A 21518-nucleotide genomic window follows, 5' to 3' on the forward strand; every position below is an offset into this window, starting at 1 on the left:
ATTCTATTCGGTAAGGCTTTATCATCAATTAGTTGGAAATTTTCCCTAAAAAATATGTGAGATTGTGACGATATAAAGTCTGTATGTTTAATTACAAGCGACGAATACTTATCCCACTAATCATTGCGGCTGCATTATTGTGCATCTCAATGGCGGGGTTGTTTGTTGCCATGTATCAGCTCGTTGATTACTCAGAGCAAAAAGATCTGGTAGACAGGCAGCGCTACCAGGTGGTGACCTTGGGTAAGGCGATCACCAATGCCGAAAGTGGGCAGCGCGGTTATTTGCTCACTGGGCACACCTTGTTTTTGGATGCGCTGGAACAAGGACGTGATGAAGCCTCTAAAGTCATCGCACAGCTAGAAAATAGTTTGGCAATAGACTGTGCTGCGCGTCCCTTGTTAAACAAAATCAAACAGTTGGTGCAACAAAAATTTAATGTCATGGATAAAAGCGTGCAGGTACAGATGCATGCGGGTGAATATGCGCCACATCTTTCATTAAGCAGAGATCGCGGGCGTGAATTGATGAAGTTGATTGATGGGCATATGGCGCAGATTGACGAGCAACTGGTATTACAGCGTCAAGGCTTTGAGCAAGCGATCCGCAATCGTATCCTGGCTTCAGTCACGGTGGCGATTCTATTGAGTATTGTCATTATCAGCGTCTTGGTCTTTTCTTACCGCAGTACCACCCTTTTGCTGGAACAGGTCATGGAAAATCAGGCCGTAGCTAAACAGCTTAGCCATCAGGCGGATCACGATTTGCTCACCAGCCTGCCAAACCGCCGCAGTGTGAATGTGTATCTGGAAAGCACTTACGAAATGGCCAGGATAGGCTCCAAGCAGTTTGCTGTCTTTTTTATGGATCTGGACGGGTTTAAACGGGTGAACGATGCCTATGGGCATGATGTGGGCGATGCCTTGCTGATTGAAGTGGCAAATATGTTTAAAAGAGTGCTGAGACAGTCTGACTTTCTGGCCCGTCAGGGCGGAGACGAGTTTGTATTGGTGGTGAGCAACTACTTACATCGGCTGGAGTTGACGCAGCTGGCGCAGCGCCTGATCCACTTGTTTGCACAACCTGTCATTGTGCGCGGGATTCCATTGGAAATCGGGGTGAGTATCGGCATTGCCGAATACCCACATCATGGCAAAAACGTGAAACAGTTGTTGCATGTGGCAGATAAAGCCATGTACGACTCCAAGAAAAATGGCAAGAATCGTTTCAGTTTTGGCGAGTAGGCCGATGGCTGAATGAGGGAGCGCTCGTCGTGCGTTTGATTACAGCCCCGTCTGCAACTGACGCATTTTTTTGAGCATGGCAACGGTGACGGGCTTTTTGGTGGTCAACGACCATTTATCCAGCGCGTCCAGCACGGCCATCAGTGTCGGCAAATCCCGGCGCAAATAGCGCAAGCAGTAAGCAATCACCTCTTCGGGTAATTTCATGCCACGCTCATGCGCATGAGCACGCAAGGCCTCCGCTTTTTCACTGTCACTCAGCGAATGTAGTTGATAAACCAAGCCCCAGGCCAGCCTGGTCGCGAGGTCATCACGCAAGCCCATCTGGGTGGGCGCATGGCTGCCAGCGGTCACCAGCATGCCGCCTTCCGCCTTGATCTGGTTAAAGGTATCAAACAAAATGATTTGTGACTCTTCATCCAGCAGGTGCACATCATCGGCAATATGCGCTCCCAGGGCTTGTGCGGCCAGCAATAAATGGCTTTTACCACTGCCAGACTCTCCCCAGAGGTAAAGAAATCGGCTGGGGGCTTGTGCGGCCAGCACGGCATGTAAGCTGGCCAGCGCCTCTTGGTTTTGGCCCACAATAAAGTTGTCAAAACCGGGCGCGGCCGGCGGCTGGATATTCAGTAGCAGTTGTTTCACGGCAGTCTTATCGCGAGGGATCACTCATCCAGGGTTTGGATCAGATTCGGCTCGCTATTCAAATAGGTTTCGCTACGCAAATAACTTTGTTTGGTATGGCGCAAGCCTACGGCAATTGCGGCACTCACCGGCAACGCCAGCAATACGCCGGCAAACCCAAATAATTGCCCACCAGCCATTAATGCGAGAATCACGATGACCGGGTGCAATCCGATGCGGTCGCCCACCAAAATAGGCGTAAGCAGAAAGCTTTCTACAAACTGGCCGACGCCAAATACTAGCAGGACCGGGACAACTTCTGGTAGCGAGGCAAACTGTAACAAGGCGAGCAAGACTGCCATCACAAAGGCCAATGCAAAACCCAGGTAGGGGACAAAGCTTAACAAGCCGGCAATCATGCCGATGGAGAGCGCCATATCCAGCCCCACCAGCCACAGGCCGACGCTGTAAAACACGCATAGCGACAGCATGACGGAAAGCTGGCCACGCAAGAACTCTGCGACCACGCTGTCTACGTCTTTACAGATATGCTTTACCCGCGCGATCCAGTTGCGCGGGATCAGGTTGCCGGTTTCAGCCACCATGTGATCCCAGTCGCGCAGAAAATAAAACAACACCACGGGCAACAGGCAAATGTTGGCAAACATGCCAATCAGGTTAAGGCCTTTTTGCCCGGCGCTGAGCAAGAAACTCCCCAGCATACTGCCTGCGGTTTGCCAGTGCTCGCTGATCAGTTTTTGGACAACGTTGCTGTCAATATCAAGGTGGATGCCAAATTTGTCGCGTAACCAGGGCTCTACCTGCTGATGGAAGTGATCGACCACGACCGGTAAGCGTTGCGCGATTAACTGCGACTGCTGTTGCAAGAGCGGAATCAAGATCAGCAACAGACCAATCAACGCCAAAATGACGCCAGTCATCACCAGCAAAGTGGCGACGGTACGGCCAAACTGCCAGCGACCCAGGCCCGCTTCGCTCAGTTTGTCCACCATGGGGTCCAGCATATAGGCAATCACGGCAGCGGCCAGAAAAGGCGTGAGGATGGGCTCGAGCAGGTAAAAAAGGTAAATGAAAATGCCGATCACAATCCACCAGCGATGATCACTGACAAACTGGGTAGCAATGGACTTGTGATGGTCTTGGTCTGACATGGGTAGGGCGCATGCGCGAATCCGGCGTAGGTCGAACTGGCAAGATGCGTTAAAATAATGATTATTTTAAAATTATACTGAATTTCGACGCGGTCTTACGCTTTGTTGCAAACATCTGCACATTGCCGGTAGTGCGTCACACAATTAATCGCATTGAAAGAAACGAGAGTATCTTGACGACTTCTTCTGATAAAACTTCCATTACCTACCGCGATGCCGGTGTAGACATTGAGGCGGGCGATGCCCTGGTCGAACAAATCAAGCCCTTTGCTAAGCGCACGCTACGTCCTGAAGTCATGGGCGGGATTGGTGGCTTTGGGTCATTGTTTGCCATGCCAAAAAAATTCAAGGAGCCTGTGCTGGTTTCGGGCACCGACGGCGTGGGGACCAAGCTTAAATTGGCATTTCAGTTGAACAAGCATGACACTGTGGGTATAGACCTGGTGGCCATGAGCGTGAACGATATTCTGGTGCAAGGCGCCGAGCCACTGTTTTTCCTCGATTACTTTGCCTGTGGCAAACTCGAAGTCGGCACTGCGGCTGCGGTGATCAAAGGCATTGCGCAAGGCTGTGAAGAGTCCGGTTGTGCGCTGGTGGGCGGTGAAACCGCTGAAATGCCTGGCATGTATCCTGCCGGTGAATATGATTTGGCTGGCTTTGCTGTTGGCTGTGTCGATAAAGCCAATATTATTGATGGATCTACCATTAGAGCCGGAGATGTGGTGCTGGGCCTGGCTTCCAGTGGCGCGCACTCCAATGGCTACTCCTTGATCCGCAAACTGATCGAAACATCCGGGATTGATATGGAGTCAGATTTCCATGGCCGCAAGTTCAAAGATGTAGTGATGGCACCGACCAAGCTGTATGTGAAGTCTATTCTCAAATTGCTGGAAACTTTGCCAGTCAAAGGCATGGCGCATATTACGGGTGGCGGTATCACCGAAAATATCCCGCGCGTGTTGCCTGAAGGCCTGACTGCAGAAATCCAGAAAGCCAGCTGGACGTTGCCACCCTTGTTCCAATGGTTGCAGGCACAAGGCAATATCGAACCGATTGAAATGTATCGCACGTTTAACTGCGGTATTGGCATGGCCGTGATTGTGGCGGCAGAGCACGCAGACCAGGCGCAAGCCGTGCTGGCCTCCGCAGGGGAGACGGTTTACCGGATTGGTCAGATTCGCGCACAGCAAGCGGGCGAAGCCCCAACCGTGGTGGTGTAATGGCTGGCATGCAGCGTTTTTGCCGCCATCTAGCGTTCTGTCTGGCGATTGCAGGCTTGTTGGCCGCACCGTGCCTGTCTGCTGCGCCCAAGCAACTGACCGTCACCTATGATTTGTTGCAGCAAGGCGTCAGTATTGGCACCATCAAAGATCAGCTCAATGTCTCCGCAGGGCGTTACGAGATCAACTCCCTGGCGGAAGGTAAAGGCATTTACAAGCTGATGGGTGAGCGCACACTCTCCAGTCAAGGCCAGGTTATCTCGAATGCTTTACGTCCGGCACATTTTGAGTCACGCCAGTCCAAACATCCGAATAAAGTCTTGATCAGTGAGTTTGACTGGGCGAAAAAAATCCTCAATATGCAAATCAAAGACGAGCAGGAAACCGTGCCGTTGACCAAAAACGTACAGGATTTGCTAAGTGTGATGTATTGCTGGATGTGGCAGCCCCCTAAAGGTAAACAAATCAGCCTGGACGTGGCAACTGGTAAAAAACTCTCGCCCCACGCCTTTGTGATCACCGAAGAAAAAACACCGCTTGTCACCGAGGCAGGGACGTTTAATGTGATCAAACTGGCGGATACCGAGGGTGAGAAAACGTTATACCTGGCCAAAGAAAAAGGCTATCTGCCAGTCAAGCTGATTGTGCAAGATGATGGCAAACAGATGGAGCAGGTGATCACCAGCATCACCGGCCAGTGATGCCGTCAATGCTGGGAACTTAAACATGCCAGCGTCAGGGTTACGAGAAAAGATCACGCAGCATTTTTCGTGGCCGTTGTTTCTCGCTTTCTGTGTTTCTTTGTTGTTGCATGTGCTGGTGTTGAGTGAGGTCAATTGGCGGAGCTGGTTACCGGCAGAAGCGGAACAGCCAGCACGATTGCAAGCACGCCTTGTGTTGCCAACCAAGTCCGCGCCAGTCGCTTCCAAGGTTGAGGCGCCGGCCTCTCGCCCTGCGCCTGCGGCGAAAAAGCGTTCTTCCGCGCAGCCACTTTCAGAACCGGCGACTGATCAGGTTGATCGTGTCGCGCCGGATGCTTCAAGCGAGTCATCGTCAGCAGATGTGAGTCAGCCAGCTCAGGATGCGCCTGCTGTGCCTGAGGCTGAGGCGGTGGCAGAACAAATTGCCGAGTGGCATGCCAGTGATCATCCAGAGGCAACGGACGATGAGCGGCCTGCCCCGCCATATCGGCATGTGCTGACCGAGTATGCGGTGTATGTGAATGGCGAGTCGCGCCCGGCCGGCAGTGCCAGCATTGAATATGTGCGCGAGACTGCAGGAAGTTATTCCTTGCGCTGGCTGGTTGAGGGCAAGGGCCTGTTAAAATTGTTGTATCCCTCCCTTGAACAGCAAAGTCGCGGTGAGGTAGGGCCCGCTGGGCTCAGGCCTAGCTATTACCGTTATGCGTTTGGTAGCCGTGAAAGTAAAACCTATGAGGCGACCTTTAACTGGGCGATCGGTGAAGTGACCCTCAAAACCAGCAAGGGTGAGCAAAAGCGCGAGTTGCCCGCCAATACGCAAGACATTCTGAGTTTTATGTATCAGTTTATGTTTGTACCGCCGCTGCAAGAAATGCGCGTGACATTAACCAATGGCCGCCGGCTTGGCGAATATGAGTATGTGTTTGAAGGTGAGGAGACGTTAGAGATTGCCGAGCGGTCTGTGTCTACCCTGCATATTGCGCACACCCGTGGTGACACAGATGAAAAAGTGGAATTATGGCTGGCCAGCGGCTATCGCTATGTGCCGGTTAAAATCAAAAAGCTCGAGAAAAACGGCATGGTGATTGAGCAAGTGGCCACGCGCTTGAGCGCCGAATAACGCAAATATTGCAACTATCGTAAGTATTGAAAGAACCTGATGAACCAATCCCTGATGCGCCAGACGGCGATGCTGTTAAACGACCTGCTGAAATTTGAAAGTCCGGCCGATGCCAAGCTCGGCGAATTTTTCCGTCAGCATCGCGAGCTGGGCACCAAAGACCGCGCTTGGGTGGCTGAAACCGCCTACGGCGTCTTGCGTCGCTATCGTTATTTGCGTGAAGTGAGTGTCAGCGAGCCAGATGAGCAAGAAGACACACGCAAGCTCATTATCGCCTGGCTACTTAAAGTCGAAGGCAAAAGTATCCGTGATTTGGATGAGATGCTCGACGAGCGTCAAAAAGAATGGGCCGTCACCATCAAAGCCAAAAACAGTGAAGGCTTTGCGCCAGCAGTGCTGGCCGATGTGCGCGACTGGTTCTGGCAAAAGCTGGTTGAACAATATGGCGAGACAGAAGCCATGACCATCTGCCGCAGCATGTTTGAGCAAGCCAGTCTGGATTTGCGCGTCAACACCATCAAGGCCAGCCGCGAAGAAGTACTGGCCCGCATGCTGGCGGAAAACACAGTTAAAGATAATGTGATCACGCCCACGCCATACTCCCCCGTCGGCATCCGCATGGGTTCGCGCCTCAATATCGGCAAACACATCCTGTTTACCGAAGGCAAAATCGAGGTGCAAGATGAAGGTAGCCAGTTGCTCAGCTATCTGGTTGCCCCCAAACGCGGCCAGATGGTGGCAGATTTGTGCGCAGGGGCAGGCGGAAAAACCCTAGCTCTTGGCGCACTCATGAAAAACACCGGTCGCCTCTATGCCTTTGATGTCTCGGAAAAACGCTTGAATAATCTGGGCCAGCGCCTCAAGCGCAGCGGCTTATCCAACCTGCAAGCGCAACTGATTAACAATGAAAACGACCTCAAGCTCAAACGCCTCAACGGCAAGTTTGACCGCGTGCTGGTCGACGCCCCTTGTAGCGGTCTCGGCACCCTGCGCCGCAATCCGGATTTAAAATGGCGCCAAGCTGAAGAAGATGTGGCTGAACTCAATGTGAAGCAAACCAATATCCTCGCCCGCGCCGCCAAGCTATGCAAAGCCGGTGGCCGCGTGGTGTATGCGACCTGTAGCTTGTTACGTGAAGAAAATGAGGCCATCGCCGAAGCCTTTCTTGCTGCACACCCTGACTTCAAACTCATACCTGCCAATGAAGTTTTAGCCCAGCAAAATATTGCGATGGATACAGGTGATTATCTGAAATTATTGCCTCATCTGCATGGTACTGATGGTTTTTTTGCGGCGGTGTTTGAAAAAGTTTAGCCTTTTTTCATTTTAACTACTTATTACTTCACCACATTACTCATGCGTCGCATTGTCAACAATTGCTGACACAAGCTATAATTGTAAATTAATTTTTAGCAATGAAAGCAATAGCATCCCTCCGGCTTTTATTCATAAAGCGGTATATCTGGATGTAGTATGTGATTATGTTTAGGGGTGGCAGCGGGTTGATTGAGCAACTCTCTAACATTGCTATTGAAAGCTGCTCTGCTGGTGCAGCTTTCAATGTTTTTAGGGCTTCCAAAACTCGGCAGGGGTTACAAGTTTTTGTTGAGTTAATTAGTCATTATAGTGAGCATTTGGTAGCAGCTAAATGCCTGGTAGGGGTAATCTAGCTTGTTATTTTCTTTTTGGCGTCAACGCAGCTTATTTATTGAGCTTACCAAGCGTGAGTTTTCAGGCAAATATCGCGGCTCTTTCGGTGGCATTTTTTGGTCTTTCGCGCAGCCACTATTCATGTTGGCCGTATACACTGTTGCTTTTGGAGTAATTCTTCAAGCACGATGGGGCGGAGTTGGAAGCACTTCAGAGTATGCACTATTGCTTTTTGCTGGTTTGATTGTGTTCAATATTTTCTCTGAAGTGCTTTCTAAAGCTGCAACTCTTGTTACGACAAATCCCAATTTCGTTAAAAAAGTGGTTTTCCCATTAGAGTTATTACCAGTTGTTGTTGTGGCGACAGCACTATTGCATGCATTTATCGCCTTAGGTGTTTGGGCTGTAGGCTATGCGCTACTTATAGGATTTCCGCATTGGACGCTGATTTTTTTTCCATTAGTCTTGGTAAGTTTTGTGCCTGTAGTTTTGGGGTTAGGCTGGCTACTTTCCAGTATTGGGGTCTTGGTAAAAGATATCAGTCAGCTTACAGGTTTGTTGAATCATACATTATTATTTTTAACTCCTATTTTTTATAGTATCGAATCTGCGCCTTCGATGATTCAAAAGGCTTTGATGCTTAATCCGTTAAGTTTTATTGTTGAGCAGCTTCGATTGGTGCTGTTTTATGGAGGTATCCCTAATTTCACTGGGTTGATTTTATATTTTGTGATTGCCTCTTTGTTTGCTGTTCTTACCTTTTTATTGTTCAGATGGGTACGTCCAAGTTTTGCGGATATTTTATAACTTATGAGTGATATCGCAATTTCAGTAAGTAACCTAAGTAAGTGTTACAAGGTATTTGATAGTCAGCGTGATCGCTTCCTTCACATGTTTTGGCCAAGCTACAAGAGAGGAATGCAAGAGCTGTGGGCGCTGAAGGATGTTAACTTTGACATAAAGCGTGGAGAAGCTGTTGCAATCATTGGCCGAAATGGTGGCGGTAAAAGTACGCTGCTTGAGATATTAACTGGTACATTGACTCCCACAACTGGCAACCTCAAAGTGAATGGCCGTGTGTCCGCCCTTTTGGAGCTTGGGAGCGGATTTAATCCAGAGTACTCTGGGCGCGACAATGTCATTTTAAACGGGTTGCTGTTAGGACTGAGTAAAGCGGAAATATTAAGTAGATTCAATGAGATTGAGGCGTTTGCTGAAATTGGAACAGCAATAGATCGTCCTGTGAAAACATACTCCAGCGGAATGATGATGCGGTTGGCTTTTGCTGTACAGGTTTTGTGTGAGCCGGAGATTCTAATTATAGATGAAGCTTTAAGTGTCGGAGATTTTTTCTTTCAGCAGAAATGCTTGAGCTACATTCGTACTTTGTGTGCAAAGGGAGTGACTCTTTTATTTGTATCTCATGATATGGGTACAGTAAGAGATGTATGTAGTCGTGCAATTTATTTACGCAATGGCTCGGTTGAGAAAGACGGCGATTCAGCAAGGGTCGTCAGCTACTACTTTGTGCGAAATGATCAGCAGGATACGCCTAATTCTGTTGAGCGTGTTGAGTCTTCCTTACCAGGCAAGCTTAATCCACCGGTTGCGGGCTTGATAATGCCTCTTTGGCAAACTGATAAAGATTTAGATTCGGTTTCGTCGCCATCATTGTTTCAAGTTGCGCTTCATGATGAAAACGACTTGAATGTTAGCTCTATCAGAATAGGTTGCAGCGTTACATTGAAAGTGATTTTTAAAAGCTTTGGTAGTGACACGGAAACTATCTCGGTCGGTATAGTTAACAAGTATGGTCAGTTAGTGACTTGTTTTAACTCTAATAAGCTTATTTCGGCTGGAGTGACAACGATTGGTTTGAAACAATTTAATTTCACTTTGCCCATGCTTTTAGAGTCCGGGAAATATTCAATTGTAGTCACTCTTGGATATAAAACTGGACCAAATAGTGGTGGTACGTTCGATCAAACGCCAAATTTAGGTCCGATATCAGTATTTTGGAATTATCAAGAAGATGAAGCTCCTTTTGTCGGAATGTTTGGGCTGCCTGTTGAAGTCGGGTCGGTAGAGTTATGATTTTTGTGATCAGAAGAATTGTTGCCCGTTTCTTCCCGCCGGAAGCATCATTGGGGTTTTGGGGAAGATTATTTTTGAGTTTCTTCTCAATTCTTAATTTAAAAGTAAAATATGGCCCTGTTTTGCTTTATATATCGCCACTCTCATTGCTAGATCGATTTGTTTTGCTTGGTCGAAATATTAATCCGTTTTTTTTGAGTGCTGTTGCCCAGTACGCAAGAAATGGCGTGGTGATGGATATTGGAGCAAATCACGGTGTGTTATCTCTATTAGCCATTAAAAATGGTGCAAAATTTTGCCTTAGTGTCGAGCCCTCCATAAGGGAGTCTGCAAAGCTTCTAAAGAACGTCAATGCTAACAAAGAGCAGAATATTGCGTTGCTAAATATAGCATTAGGCTCTGCTTCTATTCGTTTTGAGAGTTTTTATTTGAGTAACTCTTTGAATCCTGGAAAAAATAGTATTTTTGTCGGTAATACAGTGGAGCCGTTAAAGCAAGAGGTACTAGCTACGAGATTTGATGATTTGTTTAAATGTAGAGAGTTCTTATCAAATTTAAAGGTAGTAAAAATTGATTGTGAGGGGGCTGAACTCGATATTTTAAAAGGTATGGAGTCCTCTATTGAGTTTATGAGTCATGTAGTATTTGTTGTTGAGCTTTCAAATTTAGGTAAGGCTGGAGATGATCTAGCAATCTATAGATGGTTTGAGCAACGGGGCTTTAAAGGTTTTTATAAAGCTCCGCATTCTGCTGGAGATAAAGAGGAGGTTTTTTACAACCCACTTTTCAATGAAGATCCTAAATTCTCAAGTGAGTTACTAATAAAAATATTATGAATCAAGAGGATAGGCTGGATGTTTTAATTGTCTCAAATGGTCAAGATATTAAATTATTAAGACATTTTTTATTAAGCTATAAACTTTTTTTTAAAATCAGAGGCAATATTCATGTCGTCATTTGGAGAAAAGACGCGCAAGCTCTATCTGAAGTGCTGTGCCCAGAAAATTTGGTAATCCATTACAAGGATGATATTCCTGAATTGGTCGAAGATGATTTTCGTAACCAAATGTACATTAAGCTTATTGGTGACAGTTTTGTAGATACTCCTTGGTTTTGGGTTGTTGATGCAGATTTTCTCATTACATCAATCATAACGTACCGTGATTTTTTTGAATCTGATAAGCCAAAGTGGTTTTACAGGCCATGGGTTGAGATTCCAGAAAAGAACTGGCGATTGCCATCAGAAGGCTTTATTAAGTTTGATATTCCTTATCTTTTTATGGATGAGCCGTTATACATACTGAATAAAAAAATTCTTAGTATGTTTCGCTCGAAGGTCTCTTTAACAAAAATCCTTACTTCCCGTGAATCTCCCAGCGAATTTATCGTTTATGGGGCTTTCGCATATAAATTTTTTCATGACTATTATGCGTGGAAAAATTCTTCAATAGAAAACGTAAACTCATTGATATATAAGGTAAATCAGCAACCGCCATCATATATGGTTCTGAGTCCCGATTGTCGTCTGACTGACTCCTCATTATCGAAGGTATGTGTCTTCTGGTCGCATTGGGAGTTAGCAGAAGACAAGATGCGTGAGTTCCTGCTCGATGCGCAAGTTCGAGAGTTTGGACGGATTTTGCTTCAGCCTGAGACTAAAGCTCTTATGCAGAATCTTGGGTTAGAAGATGTTTTGAAAAATGGATCAAGTGCTTGGGGGGGCTGTTACTCTGATGGTTGGGTGAAGCGTGAATGGTACTTTTCGATTTTTTCTGATAAAACATGTTTATTGGAAATAAATCTAGATGTTTTTCCTTCTTTAGAGTCATCCTACTTAAGGTTGATTGTTGATCAATGCGATGAGTATATGGCACTTGTACCTGGCATAAATAAGCTTTTAATACCTCTCAGCTCCGGTAAAGTAACCACTGTTCAGGCTGCATTTCATGGTGGAATAATAGAGCCTCAAGGTAAAAGAAACTTATATGCGATAGCTAAGAGTTGCAAATTAATAAATAGAGAATTGAACTGATGAAAAGTGTAATGCCTGAAAGTATTCCTACTAATAGCATATTAGGAATTAATTATAGTGGTATGCACGATACGGCAATTGCGGTTACTGCCCCAGATGGATCGCCCATTTTTGCATGTTCTTTAGAGCGCTTGAGCCGTGTCAAGCAAGATGGTCGCCCTCCATTTGCACTGCTAGAAAAAATGCCCTGGGATCGCATAGCCAAAATTGCTATCTCAACGGATCAGTATTTTTCGTTCCCCGCTAATTATGAAAGTAAGTTGCTTGCCACGCCTCTGCCGCAAGTGCGTGAGGCTGGGTTGGTTCATGAAGAACCTTTTTATGATTTTATTAAATCACTTCCTGCTGAAAAGGTATTTGTATGTCATCAAATGGCGCACGCTGCATCAGCATTTTGGGCAAGTGGATTTGAGTCAGCGCTTTGCTTAACTTACGACGGGGGTATGTGTAATAGCCCTTGGTTTGGAGGGTTATACCTTTGTGATCGTGAAAAGGGAATACAGGCTTTAGATCAGTTCAGCGCGCTACATTACGCCAAAATAACTTCCCTTTATACCTTTGTTACTGGATTGTTGGGGTTTACCCCTAATAAACATGAGGGGAAAATCACGGGCTTGGCGGCATATGGTAAAGCTTCAGATGCTTGTCGTTATTTTCTGAAGAATTTATTTGATGCAGATTTCTTATCAATAGAATCGACTGTTGAGTGGAGTTCTGTTTATTCTGTTGATCAAGTCCCCGCACTTAACGTTCGAGACGGAAAAATGGACGTTTACAGGCAGGCCGCGGAAGCTTTTAGCAAAGAAGAGCTTGCTGCCACTGTTCAAGAGATGGCTGAACAACATATATTGGAAATATTAGATCGTGCCAAAAAAATTGGATGGACGAGTGAAAATATATGTTTGGCAGGCGGATTATTTGCTAACGTAAAAATTAATCAGAGAGTCGTTGAGTCGGGATTCAGTAAACTTTTCGTTGCTCCTCCTATGACGGATGATGGAACGGCTTTGGGAGCTGCCTGGCATGCGCTTGTGGGGCAGTCTCAGTTTGAACCACAAAAAATAAAATCTATGTACCTCGGGCCGTCTTATGATCCTCGCGAAATAGAGACTTTGTTGACAAATGAGTGTATAGAGTTTGAGCGATTGCCAAATGCTGCAGAGACGCTTTCAGACCTTCTTTCAGAGGGTCAAGTGGTCGCGATATTTCAGGGGGGAATGGAATTTGGGCCTCGCTCATTAGGTAATCGATCGATTATTGCACAAGCGACCAAAAGCGATATTAATCAGAGTCTGAATGATCGTCTGAATAGGACTGAGTTCATGCCTTTTGCACCGATAACCCGTATTGAGGATGCACAAGACTGTTATCTTGATATCGATAAAGTTTTACATACTGCAGAGTTTATGACAGTTACTGTTAACTGTACTTCAACAATGATCAACGCATGTCCTGCAGTTGTGCATGTTGATGGCACTGCCCGCCCACAATTGGTCCGCCCTGAATCCAATCCACTTATACACGCCATACTCACGAGTTATCTGAAAAAGACTAACCGTCCAAGTTTGGTGAATACTTCTTTTAACATACATGAAGAGCCTATCGTTTGCTCACCAAAAGATGCGTTACATGGCTTCTTTGAATCTGGACTAGACTACCTGTATCTTGAGGGTGGATATCTGGTCGCTTTTAAAAATAATACTCATGTGGCCCTTAAATATCTTCAGGAAAAAATTAAGAGCCCCAGTCAAAAGTCGTTACATCAAGCTGCTACTATTACCTTACAGGATAAAAAGCTGGCTGAGTTCGAGGCTCAATTGGTTGAGAAAGAGCGTGTTATTCAAGAGCAGAATGCTCAACTGATCAACTATCGTCAAGAATTAGGCCAACATGCAGGTGCGTTGCGGGCATATCATTTGGCATATGGTGGGTTAAGTCCATTTGCCCCTATCGCAAGATTGGTTCGAGCATTTTATAATGTGATCCGACCTCGATTGGGGCAACTTTCTCAATACTCTCCGCGACCAATGAGTCGCCTAGCAAGCCCATGCATATCTAAGCTATCTGCTTATCCATGCATATCAATTGTCACCCCTTCTTATCAGCAAGGCGAATATATTGAGCGCACGATAAAAAGTGTTATTGATCAGGCGTATCCTAATCTTCAATATTTTGTTCAAGATGGAGGATCTAGTGACACCACAACTTTGGTGTTGCGGCGATATGAAAATAGCTTGTCTGGTTGGGTGTCTGAAAAAGACTCTGGGCAGTCTCAAGCGATTAATCGCGGATTTAATCAACTCAATGGTGAGATTATGGCATGGCTGAACTCAGACGATTTACTTTTACCAGGTGCTTTGCATATTGTTTCTGATTATTTTAATCGGCATCCCGAGGTTGATGTAGTTTATGGTAATCGGTTGCTGATTGATGTAAATGATATGGAAATTGGACGCTGGATTCTTCCCGGACATGATAGTGCCATTCTTTCATGGGTCGATTACGTGCCGCAAGAAACTCTATTCTGGCGTCGTCGCATCTGGGAAAAAGCTGGTGGGAAAATTGATGAGTCATTCCGCTTTGCTATGGATTGGGATTTGCTCGTACGCTTTAGGGATGCAGGTGCCAAGTTTGGACATATTCCGCAGTTTCTTGGAGCATTTCGAATTCATGAGCATCAAAAAACATCAGCTGCGATAAATCAAATTGGATATCAAGAGATGGGGCGAATTCGAGAGCGAACTTTGGGGTATTTACCTGAGTGCAAACAAATTCGTAAGGCAGTGTTGCCTTACTTACTTAAGCATATTTTCGTCGACATGATTTACAGGCTTAAAACTAGGTTTGGTATCAAGGCGTAAAAAAGTTATTTTTCATTGAGAGCGAATGTTGAGGGAGTTTCAAATGATTGACGGTAAAAAACTATTATCTATTGTCATACCGTGCTACAACGAAGAAGAGGTTATAAAAGAAACAGTTGGTCGTTTGGAAAGATTGATTGGTGAACTCGCAAGCTCTAGTATCAGTGTAGAACTAATTTTTGTGGATGATGGTAGTAAAGATAAAACTCGTAACATTCTGAAAGAGTATGCCATTAATAATAAACACATCAAATTAATTGCTTTTGCTCGTAATTTTGGACACCAGATTGCTGTTACTGCTGGGATAGATGCTGCAAATGGCGACGCTGTAGTTCTTATTGATGCGGATTTACAGGATCCCCCAGAACTTATACATCAAATGCTTGATAAGTGGGCTGAAGGATATGATGTTGTTTATGGCACGCGTAGTGAAAGGGCTGGCGAGTCAGCATTTAAATTAGTGACTGCTAGAGCATTCTATAGATTACTCAATCGTTTATCTGATGTGCCTATTCCGTTAGACACTGGCGACTTTAGATTGATGAGTCGAAACGTTGTCAATACATTAAGAGCAATGCCTGAGCAAGAGCGATTTATCAGAGGGATGGTAAGCTGGGTTGGTTTTAACCAAATAAGCTTGCCTTATAAACGCGCAGAGAGATTTGCTGGGGTTAGCAAGTATCCTTTAAGAAAAATGATTAAATTTGCAACCGACGGCATTATGTCATTTTCAACGAAACCGTTGAAAATGTCTGTAGCGCTGGGTGTTATGTGTTCCCTAATCTCTCTATTTGCAATTCTATACGTTTTGTTTCTCCGGCTATTTACAAATATCTGGGTTGAGGGATGGGCAGCGATCATGATTTCTGTTTTATTTATTGGCGGTGTTCAATTGATTTGTACTGGCATTTTGGGTGAGTATGTAGGGCGAATATATAACCAAATAAAAAGCAGACCGTTGTACGTTGTTCAGGAATACATAGGATTTGAAAAAAATCCTCCAGCTTTAACAAGAAGCCCTACAGGATTGAAATGAGGGATATCTTTAGGAATATGGCTAAATTGAGGGAGTTTATTCTTTATTGCTTTTGTGGTGTTGTTGGTGTTACTACTGATTATATTGTATTTTTATATTTATTAAAGTTGGACTTGTGGTATCAATCAGCAAATTTTTTGGGGTATTTGTCCGGTACATTTGTCAGTTTTTTTCTTAATAGAAAATTTACTTTTGCTATTAAAGATAAAGTTTATTTGCGTCTAATAAAGTTTTTAATGGTAGGTGCTGCAGGATATTTCAGTTCGGTAATTATGTTATGGCTACTAGTTGATATGGCATTGCTAAAAGCAGAAATTGCAAAGCTGATTTTATTGCCTGTAATAGTAATTATTCAGTATTCAATCAATAGAAAAATTACCTTTAAAGCAAGCAAGTAGAAACTTGTTTAATCTAGCTTTTGGAGGTTTTGGTCTGTAAGTTTGTCATAGTACTCTATGTGTTAGATTTTGTAATAGAATAAGAATGGTTAATAGTATATTTCATTGCTTAAATGATAGTTTCGCGAATCAGTACGCCTGTCAGAAAATCGTTGTTTAAAATTTTTTTATAGTAAAAAGCAATTGTAAGCTAAAAGCAAATGGGGAATAAATGCTCCAAGAAATAGAGCATTTATCAAAACTAAAGATTAAATAAAAGAATATGGAAATGCATGCCTAATACTAACAGTAAAGAAGTAATCATCATTGGGGCAGGTTTTTCTGGACTTGCAGCGGCGTATGAATTAACAAAAAGGGGCATTGCCGTAACTGTGTTAGAGGCTTCAAATGACATTGGTGGTTTGGCTTCTGCATTTGAAGTGGGCGGCGAACGTCTTGACAAGTTCTATCATCATTGGTTTACAAACGATTTGGAAGTTATGAGCTTAATCAGTGAGCTTGGCCTTGCTGATAACGTCAAAATTAACCCAACTAATACAGGTGTCTATTACGCAAACAATTTTTTTAAGTTATCAACTCCAAGGGATCTGCTTAATTTTACTCCGTTAGCATTTCTTGACAGAATTCGTTTAGGCTTACTTGCCTTGAAGGCAAGACGTATCAAGAATTGGAAAGTTTTAGAAAGTAAAACTGCTGAAGAGTGGTTGAGAGAGTTGGGTGGGGAGCAAGTTTATAAGGTGATTTGGCAGCCTCTCTTAAAGGGAAAGTTTGGACCATACGCTGAAAAGGTATCTGCTGTTTGGTTCTGGAATAAGCTTAAGCTGAGGGGGGGTAGCAGGGGCAAAGGGGGTGAGGAGCGTTTAGCGTACTTGAAAGGTAGCTTTGCTTTATTGGCCGAAACACTAGCAAAGCGAATTGTTGAATACGGAGGAAGAATCGAGCTTAACTCGCCAGTTAATCGCTTTCAGCCTCATGATGGGAGATGGGAGGTTGTCACCAATTCAACTTCTTTTCACTGTGACAGAGTAATTGCAACCCCTGCATTGCCTTTGATTGCTGATATGATTTCTTCATGGGCAACCCCTGCTTACGTGGCATCTTTAAATCGAATTGAATACATCGGCAATGTCTGTTTGGTTTTAGAGTTAACACAGCCATTGTCTAAAACATATTGGTTAAATGTAAATGATCCGGACTTTCCTTTTGTTGGCGTTATTGAGCATACCAACTTTGAAAAGCCTGAAACTTACGACGGACGCCATATTGTATATCTATCCAAATATTTGCCGCATACTGATCCTTTATACTCCATGAATGCCGATCAATTTATGGAGTATGCACTTCCTTACCTGAAACGAATGTTTCCGGCTTTTAACACTGATTGGATACTTAAGCATTATTTATGGCGAGCTAGATGGTCTCAGCCTGTAGTTGAAAAAAACTACAGTCAGTTAATTCCATCAGAAGATGCCTATGAGGAGGGCATGCATATTTGCTCTATGGCACAAATCTATCCCGAAGATAGAGGTACTAACTATGCCATTAGAGAAGGACGAAAAGTTGGCATGCGCATTGCAAACTTATTACAAGAGCTTATATAAGCAAGGCTTTATTAAATAATAATGTTAACGTAAGGTTTGATTTTGAAACGGTTCAACCCTGCTTCACCACTGTTTTTATCAATTGCAGCTATTGCTATATATGTATCTCTTTTGGGATTTTATGCAGTTTATCTAAACCACCTTTACTACTCTAAATACAGCCCTTTTTACGATTCAATGTCGTATTTGAATCAACTTGCAATCGTAATGCATACATCCAATAGCCAAGGGTTTTTAGCCGGTATTGGACAGGCAGCGATAGGGGGTACTGTTTTCTTTCCATGGTTTGAGGCTGCGCTACTTGGTGTTTTTTGCTCTCCGGCACGTGCGGATGCAATATTTATTCAATTGCCACTTGTTTTTGCCCAGTCTTTTTCTGCATTTCTTTATTTCAGACTAATTACAAATTATTCAGCCAAGCTATCACTGATTTTTTCATTTGTTCTGGTAAGTTATACAGCCATTTTTTTCTATAATGGAGGCCTTTCCGACTTCAGAATGGATTTGTCACAAGCCTTATCGATTGGCTCAGCGTTAGCTTTTTTTGTTATTGCCAGACATACTCAAAAGTTGAGATTCTGGATTTTGTTCAGCGTGATGCTAAGCGTTTCATTTCTTGTAAGAGCTACTACTCCTGTTTACGCATTACTTATATTTGGACCGATATTTTTGCTAGATTTATTTGGGGGGCAAAAAAGCTATTTGAAATTACTAAAACCGTACCTGTTAGCATTAGCAATTGTGATTGGGTTAACTATATGGTTTTTTATCTTAAATTTTGATTACCTTCATTATTATTATTTTATTTGGAATGATGATGCAAATGCATCATTACCCATTTCAGAAAGTGTTAAACATTTGCGCTTCTTATTTAAAAATAATATTGGAATACCCTTTGTAATTCTGGGAATGGGAGTTTTCTTATTTCAACTATTTTTGAATTTCAATTTTAAGCACTCTACCGTTAACTGGGTAATGCTATATGGCGGCGTGGTTCCTGTTGCATTTCTCATATTATTTGGAACTGCAATTAACCCTTATGTTTCTATGGCATCCGTACCAGGGCTGCTAATGTTTTTTTTGGGGCCATTTGAAAATAGTCGATCTAAAAAGCCGCTAGATAAAGTAATAATATTTTTTAGTATTCTAGCTATAGCTGTAAACATACTGAATGGATATAAAAAACACTTAGATATTAATTCAGAGTGGATTGCATCCGGGGATGGTATAAGCAAAATTACTACTGCTATTCAAAGTGACATGCAAAGATCTTCAAGAAAACATGCAACATTTGAAATGACCTTTATAGGCGGATTAGATTCCGTAGCTATTTTAAATTCACTCATCTATGATCAGGGTTTTACAGTTTCAATAAATAATATTGTTGCCAAAAACAACTTATCTTTACAGGCGCTACAACCATCTGGACTTGCAAATCACAGAGAATGGCTTGATTTACCAGGTGATAAGCCCGAGGATAAGCTAACTTATTTAGTAAATGAAGCAAATCAAAATGCTAATTATTTAATTCTGCCAGAAGATGGGACTAAGCTAATACAACATCACGCGATTACACCATATGAATTTCAGTTTCGAGACATGTTGATTAACACAGGTAACTTTGAGAGAGTTTCTGAACCAATCAAGATATCAAACGCTGAGACTATATCTATATATAAAAACAAATTGAAATGATGCAATATCTAATATTTAAATAAAGAAATTGAAAGTTGAAAATGATAAAAAAAGCACTAATTACTGGTGTAACAGGGCAGGATGGCTCGTATCTCGCAGAGCTATTGTTAGAAAAAGGGTATGAGGTACACGGCATAAAGCGCCGTGCTTCGTTGTTCAATACAGATCGTATTGATCATCTTTATCAAGATCCGCATGATACAGATCGTCGATTTGTACTTCATTATGGCGATATGACGGATTCGTCAAGTTTGATCCGTATTATTCAACAAGTGCAACCTGATGAGATTTATAACCTCGCGGCGCAGTCGCATGTGGCTGTTTCGTTTGAAGAGCCAGAATATACGGCCAACTCAGATGCATTAGGTGCTTTGCGTATTTTAGAGGCAATCCGTATTCTCAAACTTGAGAAAAAAACACGCTTTTATCAGGCGTCGACCTCAGAACTTTACGGTTTGGTGCAGGAGATTCCGCAAAAGGAGACAACGCCGTTTTATCCTCGGTCGCCTTATGCAGTGGCAAAATTATATGCATATTGGATCACAGTAAACTATCGTGAGGCTTATGGTATTTACGCGTGTAACGGCATTCTTTTTAACCATGAAAGTCCCGTACGTGGTGAGACGTTTGTGACGCGCAAGATCACACGTGCGCTTGCGCGTATCAAGTTGGGCCTGCAAGATTGTTTGTTTTTGGGCAATCTGGATGCAAAGCGTGACTGGGGGCATGCAAAGGATTATGTAGAGATGCAGTGGTTGATGCTCCAGCAGGAGGTTGCTGAGGATTTTGTGATTGCAACAGGTGTTCAGTATAGCGTAAGAGAGTTTGTGAATGCTGCTGCAAAGGAGATTGGCATTTCGATTCGTTGGTCGGGTCAGGGTGTTGATGAGAAAGGCTTTGATTCCACGGGTAAATGCATCGTCGCGATTGACCCTCGTTATTTCCGCCCAACAGAGGTGGAGACATTGCTTGGGGATGCAAGTAAAGCCAAACAAAAGTTAGGGTGGACACCAAAAATCAGCTTTGAAGCATTGGTGAGTGAAATGATGAGGGAAGACATGAAGTCAGCCGAGCGTGACGAGTTGGTACGACGACATGGTTTCAGTACTCCAGACTACCATGAGTAATGCTATGGATAAGAATGCGAAGATTTTCGTAGCAGGTCACCGCGGGATGGTGGGCTCTGCCATCGTTCGACGCCTTCAATCAGCAGGCTATACAAATGTGATTACGCGCTCACATGCGGAACTGGACTTAACATACCAGCCTAAGGTTGTAGAGTTCTTTCAACAGGAGCGACCAGACTATGTATTTTTAGCCGCGGCAAAGGTTGGTGGTATACATGCCAACAATACCTACCGTGCAGAGTTCATCTATCAGAACTTAATGATGGAAGCAAATATTGTGCATGCTGCTTGGCAGTCTGGTGTGCAAAGATTGCTTTTCCTCGGATCTAGTTGTATCTATCCACGTGACTGTCCGCAGCCCATTAAAGAAGAGTACTTGCTGACCGGCCCTTTGGAGCAGACGAACGAGCCTTATGCAATCGCAAAAATTGCAGGGATCAAGTTATGTGAAAGTTATAATCGCCAGTACAACACACAATATGTCTCGGTGATGCCCACAAATTTGTATGGCCCGAATGACAACTACGACCTCAACAATAGCCATGTATTACCTGCATTGATCCGTAAAGCGCATGAAGCTAAATTACGCAATGATGCCAGTTATGTGGTTTGGGGGTCTGGTAAGCCCATGCGCGAGTTTTTGTATGTGGATGATATGGCAGATGCATGCGTGTTCTTAATGGAGCGCGATGATATCAAGGAGGGGTTGTTTAATGTTGGTACAGGGCAGGATGTGACGATTCGTGAGTTAGCCGAGACAGTAATGGATGTCGTCGGGTTTCAAGGGGAAATTGTGTTTGATGCCAGTAAACCCGATGGTACGCCACGTAAGTTATTGAATGTTAATAAACTCGCTGAACTTGGATGGCGTGCACAAACTTCATTGCGTGCAGGGATTGCAATGTCATATGCCAATTTTCTGACCAAATCTTTCGAATAGTTC

18 protein-coding genes are annotated in these 21518 nt (G+C 44.0%); 16 read left to right on the plus strand and 2 right to left on the minus strand.

The genetic code is table 11. The annotated features are described in order from the left end of the window. Window positions 1-149 precede the first annotated feature (149 nt). The gene (locus AACH41_RS01295) at window positions 150-1244 is read left to right on the plus strand and encodes a diguanylate cyclase (RefSeq protein WP_338656223.1); all 1095 of its coding nucleotides are present in this window, start codon (window positions 150-152) and stop codon (window positions 1242-1244) included. Window positions 1245-1283: 39 nt separating this feature from the next. Here AACH41_RS01295 and AACH41_RS01300 read toward each other — a convergent pair whose 3' ends face one another. Further along, window positions 1284-1889 (minus strand): DnaA/Hda family protein, encoded by a 606-nt coding sequence (locus AACH41_RS01300; RefSeq protein WP_338656225.1) that lies wholly within the window; start codon window positions 1887-1889, stop codon window positions 1284-1286. A 20-nt stretch (window positions 1890-1909) separates the two neighbouring features. Beyond that, window positions 1910-3040: an AI-2E family transporter gene (locus tag AACH41_RS01305; RefSeq protein ID WP_194749796.1), complete on the minus strand. Its 1131-nt coding sequence runs from the start codon at window positions 3038-3040 to the stop codon at window positions 1910-1912. A gap of 170 nt (window positions 3041-3210) precedes the next feature. Here AACH41_RS01305 and purM point away from each other — a divergent pair, with 170 nt between their 5' ends. The 15 genes from purM to AACH41_RS01380 all read left to right on the plus strand — a co-directional run bounded on the left by purM (window position 3211) and on the right by AACH41_RS01380 (window position 21515). Then, on the plus strand, window positions 3211-4260 hold the full coding sequence (purM, locus tag AACH41_RS01310; protein ID WP_338657566.1) for a phosphoribosylformylglycinamidine cyclo-ligase: 1050 nt from the start codon (window positions 3211-3213) through the stop codon (window positions 4258-4260). Continuing rightward, window positions 4260-4961 (plus strand): DUF3108 domain-containing protein, encoded by a 702-nt coding sequence (locus AACH41_RS01315; RefSeq protein ID WP_338656227.1) that lies wholly within the window; start codon window positions 4260-4262, stop codon window positions 4959-4961. The genes purM and AACH41_RS01315 overlap by 1 nt, the downstream gene beginning before the upstream one ends. Before the next feature lie 25 nt (window positions 4962-4986). Next, entirely contained in the window at window positions 4987-6081 is a 1095-nt protein-coding gene (locus AACH41_RS01320) for a DUF3108 domain-containing protein (protein WP_338656229.1), read from the plus strand. A 39-nt stretch (window positions 6082-6120) separates the two neighbouring features. Then, window positions 6121-7395 (plus strand): RsmB/NOP family class I SAM-dependent RNA methyltransferase, encoded by a 1275-nt coding sequence (locus tag AACH41_RS01325; RefSeq protein WP_338656230.1) that lies wholly within the window; start codon window positions 6121-6123, stop codon window positions 7393-7395. Window positions 7396-7752: 357 nt separating this feature from the next. After that, on the plus strand, window positions 7753-8538 hold the full coding sequence (locus tag AACH41_RS01330; protein WP_313986276.1) for an ABC transporter permease: 786 nt from the start codon (window positions 7753-7755) through the stop codon (window positions 8536-8538). 3 nt (window positions 8539-8541) lie between these two features. Then, the gene (locus AACH41_RS01335) at window positions 8542-9825 is read left to right on the plus strand and encodes an ABC transporter ATP-binding protein (RefSeq protein ID WP_313986278.1); all 1284 of its coding nucleotides are present in this window, start codon (window positions 8542-8544) and stop codon (window positions 9823-9825) included. Beyond that, complete coding sequence (locus AACH41_RS01340; protein WP_338656233.1) at window positions 9822-10661, plus strand: FkbM family methyltransferase; 840 nt, start codon at window positions 9822-9824, stop codon at window positions 10659-10661. The genes AACH41_RS01335 and AACH41_RS01340 overlap by 4 nt, the downstream gene beginning before the upstream one ends. Beyond that, complete coding sequence (locus AACH41_RS01345) at window positions 10658-11857, plus strand: hypothetical protein (RefSeq protein ID WP_338656235.1); 1200 nt, start codon at window positions 10658-10660, stop codon at window positions 11855-11857. The genes AACH41_RS01340 and AACH41_RS01345 overlap by 4 nt, the downstream gene beginning before the upstream one ends. A gap of 11 nt (window positions 11858-11868) precedes the next feature. Next, window positions 11869-14718, plus strand: a complete 2850-nt coding sequence (locus tag AACH41_RS01350; RefSeq protein ID WP_338656237.1) for a carbamoyltransferase C-terminal domain-containing protein — start codon at window positions 11869-11871, stop codon at window positions 14716-14718. A 43-nt stretch (window positions 14719-14761) separates the two neighbouring features. After that, complete coding sequence (locus AACH41_RS01355) at window positions 14762-15754, plus strand: glycosyltransferase family 2 protein (RefSeq protein ID WP_313986286.1); 993 nt, start codon at window positions 14762-14764, stop codon at window positions 15752-15754. 17 nt (window positions 15755-15771) lie between these two features. Beyond that, complete coding sequence (locus AACH41_RS01360) at window positions 15772-16152, plus strand: GtrA family protein (protein ID WP_338656238.1); 381 nt, start codon at window positions 15772-15774, stop codon at window positions 16150-16152. Between the two features lie 272 nt (window positions 16153-16424). Continuing rightward, window positions 16425-17753 (plus strand): NAD(P)/FAD-dependent oxidoreductase, encoded by a 1329-nt coding sequence (locus tag AACH41_RS01365; RefSeq protein ID WP_338656240.1) that lies wholly within the window; start codon window positions 16425-16427, stop codon window positions 17751-17753. A gap of 42 nt (window positions 17754-17795) precedes the next feature. Further along, window positions 17796-19448 (plus strand): hypothetical protein, encoded by a 1653-nt coding sequence (locus AACH41_RS01370; protein ID WP_338656242.1) that lies wholly within the window; start codon window positions 17796-17798, stop codon window positions 19446-19448. A 41-nt stretch (window positions 19449-19489) separates the two neighbouring features. After that, complete coding sequence (gmd, locus tag AACH41_RS01375; protein WP_338656244.1) at window positions 19490-20575, plus strand: GDP-mannose 4,6-dehydratase; 1086 nt, start codon at window positions 19490-19492, stop codon at window positions 20573-20575. A 4-nt stretch (window positions 20576-20579) separates the two neighbouring features. Beyond that, the gene (locus AACH41_RS01380) at window positions 20580-21515 is read left to right on the plus strand and encodes a GDP-L-fucose synthase (RefSeq protein ID WP_313986296.1); all 936 of its coding nucleotides are present in this window, start codon (window positions 20580-20582) and stop codon (window positions 21513-21515) included. Window positions 21516-21518: the final 3 nt, after the last annotated feature.

The sequence above is a fragment of the Methylophilus sp. DW102 genome (assembly GCF_037076555.1).
Classification (GTDB): Bacteria; Pseudomonadota; Gammaproteobacteria; order Burkholderiales; family Methylophilaceae; genus Methylophilus; species Methylophilus glucosoxydans.